Raw genomic sequence first — 8,784 nt, 5'->3', positions numbered from 1 at the left:
ATGATTCTTGATGAGGAGCGAGAGTCGTGCACTGACTTCTCCTCCTCATTCCTCTCGAAAAGTAGCCTCGATAAGCCGTCACTGTCACGCGGTTCTCGTCTTAGCTAAAGACGGATGGAGCGGAACGTCCCCCTGTGTGACGGTACCTATTACAACGAATTCCTCCGGACCAGAGATACGGATCCAGGCATCGAGTTCGCTGAGCGGCCTCTCGATCTCCTCCTCGTCTTCTATCGGAATCTCTCGTACGTTTACCGCTCAACCTTCGACGGCACGGTCCGCTTCGTAGCGATCGAGACTGAGTCACTCTCGGAGGAACTCACGTAGGGTTCGACCGTCGGCCTCGTCGTCCACTCGTTTCATCCGTACCCGCCTCCGTTCTTCCTGGTTATTACACTTACACATGGTGACATACTTGGATCCGATTGATATACGATATATCCATATAAAAGTTTTTATTTTTTATCCTTATAATACTGTGAAATTTCATATTCGAACCATTTGTTGAATATATCAACTATTAATTCACCACCAGGTACAGTCCTTGCCACTTGATCCCATACCAGGTCATTTGTTGAAGTCATAGCTCCTTCACTACCTTCCGTGGCGATCTTAATTGCAGTTATTTTTAACGGACTTATCGTCATAGCCGCATCTAATAAACCTTGCACATAGGCCGCCCGTGTTGCTGATATTTCGGAAGATATATCCGGTTCTGTTGGAGGATCTTTCCAAGCGCTAAACGCAGCTCCCCCAGCGTAGGTGTAAAAGAGAGTTGTACCACCGGTTTCCAGTGCCAAAAGGCCTACCAAAATGGCTTCACCTGTTGCCATACCCCTAAAACTCCAATCAGAGATAGTTTTCCATATTGCCGCTTCTCGTTCTGCCTGCTCTGCCCTTTCCGATGCCCGCCGGAATCGTTCCTCTCGTTGCCTCTTTGCTTCAGCCAATCGTGTTTTCTTTTGGTGATTTTTTTTCGCAGATTCCTGGTACTTCTGTTCAGCAGTGCCAAACTTCCCTGTTGTTTCTATATCTGCCTTTTTTCTTTGTAACTGACTTTCGTTCTCTAACGATTGCAGATACCATTCCCTGGCACGCATGGCGCTTTTTTTCGGATCATCACTCGTGACAATTTCAGAAGGGACTTCCAAAGGTGGTGCCGTATCTCCTGGAATTTGATCTATATTGTTCTGTAGACTCCGAGGGTCAGTTGGAGATCCCCAGTATAGAGTGACGTTACTCCATTCGTCGTTTACCTCTGGTGATACACTTTCAATCACAGTGAAATTGTATTGGATTGACTTATCCGACTCATCTTTCGGATTTAACCCAGTGGGATCGATAAAACGAATCGGGTTATTATAATTAAAAATATATAAATTAATGTCAATTATTGGGCCTATAGGATCAGGAGATGACCATTTCCCGAGATATGGAATATAGTAGCGAGACTGAGCGTAGTACAATCCACTCTCAGTATCACATTCTTTACCAGAAAAGCGGTATCGCTTCCGCTTAAATCCGCCAAATACGGATTCACCATACGGAGAATACTCTTCAATATTCACCCAATCCCCGAATTTGTCAACGACTATCGAAGAATTCTGGAGATGGTCGCTCAACGTATATTGAACTGCTGGTGTTTGATCATTTCCGTCTATAGTCCCTCCTAAGCGTACCCGGGCAATACGATGTCGATCGTCAATCACGTGCAGATGGACATTCTCTTTCACGTGCTCTGATGAAGTTATACGGTCTCCTTCAAATACGCCGTCAACGTACACCGTCACTTCGGTTCGATTTCCTCCCTTTCGGACGACCTTCTTCGCGCGCTGTCCGGAGGCATCGTAGCAGTATTTCGCTTCGAGAGTCCCCTCGCTAAATGAGCAAAGCCGGTCGGCGTAGTCCCACACGTACAGTCGATTTCCATTCTCCTTCTCCCGGCGAATATTTCCGTTCGCGTCATAGAAATGCGTCTGCCCCGCGCCCGCGTCGTCAGTGCCGACGTGTGTCATTCGATTTCCATAGGCTTCTTGCCACGTCGATTCTCGGGAGACCACGTCAATTGCGGTCCAAGCTCCCAGCCGAGCCGGCCACTCGACGTTCCAGTTGGAGGCAGATCCTTCAACCCCGTAGTGGCGCGTCCACCGGACTTCCCCGTTCCGGTTTCCGTGATCAGCGTGTCGCATCGAGAGCAGGTTCCCAGCCGGGTCGTAGTCGTAGCGCTCCCAGTATGGTAACGTCAGGTTGGGGCCGTTCTCTAAGGTCGGAGTTAGGTGATTCGCGCCAAATCCGCACGGTTGAACGCCTGTGAAGGGTCGGCCGCCTCCGAGTTCGGCGCACTCGCGTCCGGACGCGAAGGTAAGCTGGTAGAGTGCGTCGTACTTGAACTCCCGCGTCAACTCGTCCGGGGTCGCGCTCACGCCGCTGTTCCGGGTTGTGTTGACGATTCTCCGAATGTTCCCGACCAGATCGTAGGTGTACGAGAGATCCTGCAACCGTCGCTTGGAGACCGTGTCGAGCAGTTCATACGTCGGCGGGTCGGTCGCTTCCTCCACGTCGTAGTACTGTGTCTTCATCCGGACGAGCTGGAACGTCTCCGGATCGTAAACGTGCCGCGTCAACACGCCATTCCCATACGCGATGAGCGACCGCTGCCCCTTGGCGTCGTAGGCGATCCGCTCAACGAACGTCTCGACCGTCTCGTCACCGTCGAGATTGTGCACCAGTTCGACGCGCTTTAATGCGCCCGCACGGTTGAACTCTGAGCGCAGTTCCTTCCGGTCACCCTCCACGTCCTCAGGGTATCGCATCGAAGTGACGCGATTCAGCCCATCGTATCGTGCAGACGTTTCGTACCCATTCTCCTCCAGTAGCTCCTCGGCCCGCTCCGCGAACGTCGATCCACTCTCTGGCTCCCAGTCGACCGGCTGCATGGTCAAGACCGCCTTGTCCGAAAGGACCCGCCGTTCCTTCTCCAACATGTTCCCTTTGAAGTCGTACTTGTCGACTGTCATCACCCCCGCCTCGTCGTAGTGCTTGTACGGCACACCCAGCTGATTGCTCTCCTTTCTCGCCTCTCGTTCCGTCTCCTCGTCCGACGCGTCGCCATAGACGACCCGCTGTCGGAGTGTCATCTGTTCCGCCGACTCGTCCTCCTCAGGCTCTCTATCCCGTGCCCAGAGGTGAGTCGGGCGGTTGAGTTCGTCGAACGCTCCAAGAACCATCGCACCTTTGCTATCGCGGCGTTCGGTCTCGCTCCCCGCGGCGTCCACGACCACAACCGAGACACCGGCGTCGATGCTCTCTGTCCGCAACGGAGTGTCGGCGAGATCGTACGTGTACCTGAACGCCTCCCGACCGAGCGCGTCAATCACTGAGAGAACGTTCCCCCGGATATCGTACGTCGAAAACGTGCGGTGTCGAAGGATTTCTCCTCCGTCTTCTGTACGGTTCCGTGCGTTAGTCTCGATCGTCCGACCGAGTGCATCGATGAGGATACTAGACGGCGTGTTCCAGTGGTGCTCGTACTCGCTCGGTAACGCGACGTGATCGCCGCTGGCGTCGCCATCGTCGTTGTCGTGCGTCCGCTCGGCGTTGTCATTGGCATCGTAGGTGTATGCCTCCCACGGCGAGGGCGAAAACGTCTCGGGCGTCTCCAGTTCGTCCTTCTCGATCCGACCGTAGAAGACGGTCTGTTCAGATTCGTCCGGGTTGACGGTCTTGACGACTTGGCCGCGCGGGTCGTAGTACATCCGGACCGCGCTCCCGAACACCGACGGCTCGTCCGCACCCAATTCGGTCTTGGCGTCCTCGGCTTCCGCACGCGAGAGGTAGTCCCACCCAGTCGCGTAAAACGGCTCGTACTGCTCGACAACGTTGCCCTTGTTGTCGTAGGTCTGCCACCCGCTCACCACGACGCGCGGTCCCTCTCCGGGAGCGAGTTCTCGGCCCACGATCTCGTTGTCCTCGAGTTCGCTCTCCTCGAACCCACCGAACACCGAATTCCCGAAGACAACGTCCTCGGCCTGCGTTCGAGTCTGGACGATCCGACCGAACCCATCCGAGTACTCGACGGTCTGGATGAACCGTTCAGGGAACTTCTCCATCTCTGTCTCCGGGAACAGATTCGCAATCTCGTCGGTCGTTAGTTCCAGTTCACCGTTCGCGAGACGCTCCTCGTTCTCCTCCTTGATAATATCCCAGCGGTGGTCGATCCGCGCGATGGAGCGTACGGATGCGGGGAGTCCCTCGTGCTCGAACGCCAGGAGGTCGTATTCGAATTGCATTCCTGGCTGTTCGAGCGTGTCACCCACTTCCTCACCTTCTTTCCCCATGACTGCCGTACGATCCAGCAGGCCGAGCGGCGAGTACGCGTTCCGCGTTCGGTTCCCGTTCGGGTCGACGACTTCGAGCGGCTGGAAGAGCCGGTAGTCGTACTCGGTCACCTCGGTCGTCAAGCCCACTGGATCGGTGACCATTATCGGAAGGAGGGCGAACTCCGCATCGTGTTCGATGTCGGTACGTTGCTCGAACTTAGTGCCCACCTTTCGACCTAATGGCCCCATCGTGGCAGTAACCAAGCCCCGCTCTCCGTCACCGCTCTGGAAGTCGTATTGTCGTCTTTCGGTCGCGACGTAGTACCCTCGCTCGAACGGCCCGCTGCCGTCCGAGAACCCGTAGCCGAGCGGCGACGGAACCAACTCCTCACCATCGTAAGCGGTTCGAGTCTCGTCGGACACCGATTTATACCGCTCTTTGAACGCCTCGGGATATGGCACGTCATCGGGCCACTCTGGATTGCCATCGGTCGCGAAATAGGGCAGTTCGTTTCCGTTGAAGACCCCATCACCGTCGGGATATACAGCTTCGAGTATCTCTTCGGTGAGAACTAGCGTTTCCGTCCGAGTTACAGCTCCATAGTCGTCAAGTTCCCCGAACGGAAGTCCTGTGAACTCGTCTCCGTTGTCTCCGTCGTAGAAGGTGATCGTCTGACCGGCGATTTCTCTGTCGGGCAATGATTCGCCATTGAACACCTGTTCGATATCGGGTCGGAGTTCATCTTTCCACTTGGAGATTTCATCTGTTTCCTCGATTTTGTAAGAAGTAGATCGAATCACCCGGTCAACCATGTACTGGTTGTCGTCGTTCACTTCTGCGAAGTTGGTAACTGTGAAGGTTCCAAGATATGGATCGGGCCCGTCGAGCCGCTGATGCTCCGAGAGCCGGGGCTCTGCAATTTCGATCGAGAACCGCGGCTGTCCGTACTCGTCATATCCGCCAGTGAACGAATACTGCGTCATCGGATCGTCGCCGCGCTCCCATTGCGTGGTTCTCGTTGCGGTGGAATGGGGGAAAAAGACCCGTCGCTCCGCCTCGATCGGATCGCCATCGCTATCTTCGGGGTCGATCACTTCGCGAACGCTGTGTTGCTGTTCGGTGACCGTGTACGGTCGATCCGCTAGCGCCGACCCGTCCAGCGCGTAGAGCTCCGTCCGTAGGATTCGACCCCGAAGGGCCCGAAGCGCGTCGCGCTTGTCCCGCCGCGTGAGATCCGGAGAGTCCAGCAGCTCGACTGGAGAATCGGAGTCAGCTCGCGTGAGCATTGGTACGTCTCCGGGCCAATACTCGTTTCCATAATCGACCTCATACCACTCGCCGAACTCGGGACCGATCGGTCCCTGATAGAACCACGTCTTCGTCAGCGTCGGCTCGGAGAACTGGTCGCGATCGTCGGAACCAACCGAGACGAACTCAACTTCGTCACCGTGTAAGCCGGGCTCGTTGTAAGTCTCAAACGTCTCGGTATCACGTTGTTCGACCAGCCCAAAGCCGCGGAATTCCTTCTCGGCACCGTCCCAATAGCCGTAGTGGTAGCGATACTCAGTAGTGAGTTTCCCACCAGAAATCAAATCGATCGATTCGACGCGATCAACGACCTGGACCGGCGAAGGAAGCGGTGTCTGCCAGCGTGTCTCGGGAGTTGCCTCGTCTTCGAGATAGAACTCCGTCGAGGGAGCGTACGCGACTCGGGTGAGTGCACCCATGTGGTTGTCCATCTCGTCAAGAAGGTACGGTTTCGTACCACCGGTAAAGTCGAGGAAGAACATATTGTCGCGACCGGACTGAGCATCGCTACTCCAAAGCAGTCCCGCGACTCCTGTCCCAAGCAAATCCACGAGTCGGACCGCGTCCATATCCGTGACCGGCGGCGTCCCATCGAACTCGATGGGGTCACTCCATTCGTTGCCGCTCTTGTTGATCCAGAGTGTTACCTCTTCAGCGCCGACGTACACGAGATCAGCGAGCCCGTCGCCATCGACATCGCCTAGTAGGATTCGCTCCGGGCGATAGCCATACGGGAAGCGCGGGCTGTTCCGCATATGGATGCGAGGACCCCAGTCCCCGTGGCCGAGATTTGGCCAGTATTCGATGTTACCGTCGTGTACGAGGACGATATCTTGGAGACCGTCGCCAGAACAATCAGCCCACTTGACTCGTGGATCCGCGAAATTGACGTTCGGGAACTCTTCCAATGCTTTCCGCGACACTGGTTTTGTCTTGGTCCAGCCCTCCTGCGGGTCGTTGAAGAAGCATTCGAACTGGCTGCCCGACCGGACCGCATCCGTCACGCCATCTCCATCGAGGTCTACAAGGCTTACCTGCGAATCCTCCAAGTTGAAACTCGGCGCCTCGTCGTATCGCTGGAATGAGTCCGTATCCCACCCGCCACCAAATTGCAGCGGAAAGTATCCCGAAATCCCACTCTTGGTTGCCAGCAAGTCGATCCGAGCATCACCGTCTGCGTCGATCAACTGGACACCCTGGTCGGCGAGTTGGAGCCCTGCAGGAGAGTATTTCATCGGCCGTGGATCGTCGAATCGTCCACCGCCGAGATTCCGCCAGTACCGCACTGTTCCGTTTATTTGAAGGATATCGGGCAATCCGTTCCCGAAGAGGTCGGCTAGTTCGAGATCCTGACTGGACAATGATCGTGCTGGGAGTTCGCCCTCAACTGGAAAGAAGTCGCGTCCATCAGGGTCGAATCCCGTGTAATCGAATTCGAGTGCGGGTAATTGTTCCGTCTCATCTCCATCGTGTCCAGTGACGACGATTTGGCTGAGTAATGAGACGCCATTCAGCGGGACGCTGTCCGCCAACTCTTCTCGTTGGTCTTGATAGACGAACCGATAACTCCGAACAAGCGTTCCCTTTCTGATCTCTGATTCTTCATTGGTGGACGTTCCGTTCTGGTTGGCGTGTGTGCGGATAACTATTCGAGAACACCGCCGTCGGGTCCGAATCTCAAACCCGGCTCGATAGCCTGAAAAGGGATCTGGACGGTCCTCGTACTCAAACGACACCGACACGAGATATTTCGTCGTCTCTTCGCTGTCTCCGAAATCAACGTATCGGATTGTCTTCAGATACGTCTGATCCCATTGCCGCAGCTCTTCAGTTTTGATTTCTCGCTCTGAATTATCGTATGTGTAGACAATCTGGTTCCCGAACGGATCTTCTGTTCTCGTTAAATGCCACGCATATGGTCTTTGGGTCGAAGAACCGCGTTTTTCTGGGTCGGCGACCGTCGCCGGATCATTTCTGCGTGCCGACGGTGTTCCATAGATGCTTTTGAGCCCGTCTTTACTCCAGACCTTCCAGAAATCGTCGCTGTCGCTTTGATGATGGTCGATCCGGGCGAACAAACCATCCGTCCGTGGTCTATATCGGGTTTGTTTTTCTCCGTCTGCAGTGAGGAGTTCTTTGATAGGAACGAGGTCCTCAGCACCCGAGAGGACGAACGTATCGGCCGAATCGTCGTAAATGGGCACACCATCCGAAGTCTTTCGACTCACTCCTGGGACACTGAGTGCCCAGCCGAGTCCGAAGGGGGCGTTTCCATTGCCCGTGCTATAGCTGAGACTCAGCTCTGGCTGGAATCCGTTTCGGCCGGCAGGAAGATCGATAGGAACGGTGAAATTCCCTGTTCCGGTGAATAGATCGGGTGAGAATTTCTCTCCGATCCCTGAGAGAGCACCACCGCCCTCTGGCAGTGAAATAACTTGATCGGCGACCCCTGACTTATTGCTCATCGTTTCCCCCTTTTACTGTTACCATGGTTTCTCGCCTCCGCAATTCCTAACTATTAATAATTAGGTTCCAATAGGATGTTCGCTAGCACTGTACATAGCTGTTGCTCAACTAACTATTTAGCAGGAAAATCCGAGCTTTGGGATATGTGGGGTTAGATTGCGCTCAAATCAATTGTAATGGTGGATATATGTAGACTGAGCTTCTCAGATTTCCTTTCGTCAACAGCTATTATTCGATCGCTAGGGAACAAACATAGCTGTCTGAACTTGCATTGGAGATTTCCGAGCAAGTGGAGATTCGGCTTGAGCATGAAGCCCACTACGACTGGATAGCGTTCGTTCCATTGTGTGATTCGGATGCGGGTGCGTTGACGAAGTATTTCGGAAAGATTGCTGGCGAAGATGAGTATAAGTATCGGGGTATCGAGTGCCGTCAGCGGAGTACGCCCTCCTATATCGACGATGCACAGAAAGCGTTGATTCGAGCGGGGAATACAGGTGATCCAACATACGACAAGGGGTTTACAACACTCAAGCAGAAAATATTAGGCACCATTAATGACGGTGTTGACGAGCCTGTCCAAGAAACATCGACGGGATGACTCAGATTCTCTGGATTTCGAGCCATATGACATAAATCTTATCTAGCTGAAACTCCTGTACAGCGTAAGGATTCTCATGACGTCCAACT

2 protein-coding genes and 2 pseudogenes are annotated in these 8,784 nt (G+C 54.3%); 2 read left to right on the top strand and 2 right to left on the bottom strand.

The genetic code is table 11. The features are described from left to right. Positions 1–114 precede the first annotated feature (114 nt). Positions 115–327, top strand: coding sequence for a hypothetical protein (locus ACR3FF_RS23960; protein ID WP_458190640.1), 213 nt, complete (start codon positions 115–117; stop codon positions 325–327). A gap of 128 nt (positions 328–455) precedes the next feature. Here the strand turns inward: ACR3FF_RS23960 and ACR3FF_RS23955 are convergent, their stop codons facing one another. Then, on the bottom strand, positions 456–6,677 hold the full coding sequence (locus ACR3FF_RS23955; RefSeq protein ID WP_458190641.1) for a toxin TcdB middle/N-terminal domain-containing protein: 6,222 nt from the start codon (positions 6,675–6,677) through the stop codon (positions 456–458). A gap of 603 nt (positions 6,678–7,280) precedes the next feature. Further along, positions 7,281–8,093: pseudogene (locus tag ACR3FF_RS23950) on the bottom strand (SpvB/TcaC N-terminal domain-containing protein); the annotation flags it as partial. A gap of 257 nt (positions 8,094–8,350) precedes the next feature. Here ACR3FF_RS23950 and ACR3FF_RS23945 point away from each other — a divergent pair. Beyond that, positions 8,351–8,581: pseudogene (locus ACR3FF_RS23945) on the top strand (type B DNA-directed DNA polymerase); the annotation flags it as partial. Positions 8,582–8,784 lie beyond the last annotated feature (203 nt).

The sequence above is a fragment of the Haladaptatus ordinarius genome (assembly GCF_054177595.1).
This window is presented reverse-complemented; position numbering and strand designations above follow the sequence as displayed.

Coding starts and splice junctions, on each gene's coding strand:
- ACR3FF_RS23960 (WP_458190640.1), top strand. CDS start 115: ATGGAGCGGAACGTCCCCCTGTGTGACGGTACCTATTACAACGAATTC.